The following is a 1,840-nucleotide window of genomic DNA, read 5'->3' as shown; positions in this document are numbered from 1 at the left end:
CATCGGGGTTTCCTAACTGGCCTTGTAAATAGGCTTCATTTTTTTTGTAATTATTTAAAACTCCTTCCCAAAATGCCCATTGCATATCGGTATCAATATTCATTTTTATAGCACCATAGCCAATAGCTTCTCTAATTTGATCTTGAGGAGATCCGCTACCACCGTGGAATACAAAGTAAACTGGCTTAGGGCCTGTTTTTAATTCACGTTCAATATACTCCTGGCTGTTTTTTAAAATTACCGGTGTTAACTGTACGTTACCCGATTTGTACACACCATGCACATTACCAAATGCTGCAGCCACGGTAAATAATTTTCCCACTTTACTTAACTCGGTATAAGAGTACGCCACATGCTCGGGCTGTGTATATAATTTTGCATTATCAATATCGCTGTTGTCAACTCCATCTTCTTCGCCGCCGGTTACACCTAATTCAATTTCAATACTCATGCCCAATGGCGCCATGCGTTTGTAAAACTCAACAGAAGTAGCTATATTTTCTTCAATAGGCTCTTCCGAAAGATCCAGCATGTGAGAGCTGAAAAGCGGTTGCCCTTTTTCTTTATGAAATTGTTCGCCTGCATCTAATAAACCACTTATCCACGGTAACCATTTTTTTGCAGCATGATCGGTATGTAAAATTACCGGCACACCATAATGTTTTGCAACAGTGTGTACATGCAATGCACCAGAAATTCCGCCGGCAATATTGGCCTGCATTTTATCGTTGGGCATTCCTTTGCCTGCAAAAAATTGTGCACCGCCATTACTAAATTGTATAATAACAGGCGACTTAACTTTTGCCGCAGTTTCTAATGTGGCATTAACCGAATTGGTACCAATTACATTAACTGCAGGTAACGCAAACTGGTTATCTTTTGCATCGTTGTACAATGCTTCTAACTCTGCACCAAATAAAACACCCGGACTGTATTTACTCATAAGTAATTTGTTTTTTTGCAAATGTAAGAAACTGTGGCGAATGGGCAATAGGGAAGGGGCAGTTGTCAATAGGCAATGGGTAATGGACAATGTGTAATTGGCAATAAGAAATAGGCAATTGGAGTGTGATAATTTATTAAGATTTTACATTCGGCAGAGGGTTATTCACCATTCACCATTCACAACCCGCCATTCACAAGCCGCTGCAAATATTGCGGCATCAGTAACATACGGCTGCCGTACCAGCTAAACATTTCCCCATCCACTAAAATTATTTTTGTATGGGGTAATTGCTGTTGTAATTCATCAATATGTTTTTGTTTAAAAGGGTAGGGCTCGGTGGAAAGTAGAACCAACTGGCAATTTGCAATAAGCAAATCGGCAATCGACATTTCAGGATATCTTTCTTTATCGGCAAAAATATTTTGCAAACCGCATTGGCTGAGTATATCATTGATAAATGTACCACCACCAACGGTCATGTAAGGTTTATTCCAAATTAAATAAGCCGTATTTATTTTTTGCATGGGTTGTTTAATTTTTGCAAATCCGTTTTTTATTTCATTAACTAAACGTAAAGCTTCTTTTTCTTTTTGCGTTACTTGCCCAATTTGTACAATCATTTGTAAAGCATCTTCCACATTGTTAACATCAGTTACCAGCACATTAAAATCTTTTGCCAGCTCTTCTATTTGTTCTTTTACATTTTCTTCTTTGTTAGCAATAATTAAATCGGGCTGTAATTTTTTTATAAGGTTGATGTTTAAAGTTTTTGTACCACCTACTTTTGTTTTGGTGCTGTACCATTCTTTGGGATGGATACAAAATTTTGTGATGCCAATGGTTTCACCCTGCAAACCTAAATAATGCAATAGCTCAGTTTGCGATGGTACAACC

Annotated in this window: 2 protein-coding genes; both read right to left on the bottom strand. The window is 37.8% G+C overall.

The features are described from left to right. Positions 1 to 943 (bottom strand): class II fructose-bisphosphate aldolase (gene fbaA, locus ACY65O_RS19210; RefSeq protein WP_462222473.1); only part of this gene is annotated, 943 nt, incomplete at its 3' end. A 179-nt stretch (positions 944 to 1,122) separates the two neighbouring features. After that, a partial coding sequence (locus tag ACY65O_RS19205; RefSeq protein WP_462222472.1) for an ABC transporter substrate-binding protein occupies positions 1,123 to 1,840 on the bottom strand: 718 nt, incomplete at its 5' end.

The sequence above is a fragment of the Ferruginibacter sp. genome, assembly GCF_031430955.1.
Classification (GTDB): domain Bacteria; phylum Bacteroidota; class Bacteroidia; order Chitinophagales; family Chitinophagaceae; genus Ferruginibacter.
The sequence above is the reverse complement of the archived record's forward strand: the minus strand, read 5'-3'. Positions and strand labels throughout refer to the sequence as shown.